This is a genomic window from Pseudomonas aestuarii (genome assembly GCF_027988105.1).
In the GTDB taxonomy this organism is placed as follows: domain Bacteria; phylum Pseudomonadota; class Gammaproteobacteria; order Pseudomonadales; family Pseudomonadaceae; genus Aquipseudomonas; species Aquipseudomonas aestuarii.
Genome location: NZ_JAQJZJ010000047.1, coordinates 1 through 308 on the forward strand (window position 1 = coordinate 1; position 308 = coordinate 308).

The following is a 308-nucleotide window of genomic DNA, read 5'->3' on the forward strand; positions in this document are numbered from 1 at the left end:
TCAAGGCCATCGCCGAACTGCAGAAAATGCCGGAAGTGACCCTGCTGCCGCGCTCGACTGTGCACGGCTATCACGACCACAACTTCCTCACCATCCACGAGCGTCGCACCGATCACCTCGGTGACGCCGCGCCGATCGGCGAGGTGCGTCAGCGCCTGCACCGCGTGCGCGCCAAGCGTGTGGTCCTGGCCGCCGGCGCCCACGAGCGTCCGTTGGTCTATGGCAACAACGACGTGCCCGGCAACATGCTGGCCGGCGCGGTGTCCACCTACGTGCGCCGTTACGGCGTGGCCCCCGGCAAGCAGCTA

1 pseudogene is annotated in these 308 nt (G+C 67.9%); it reads left to right on the forward strand.

The annotated features are described in order from the left end of the window. Positions 1-308, forward strand: a pseudogene (locus tag PH586_RS23500) (sarcosine oxidase subunit alpha); the annotation flags it as partial.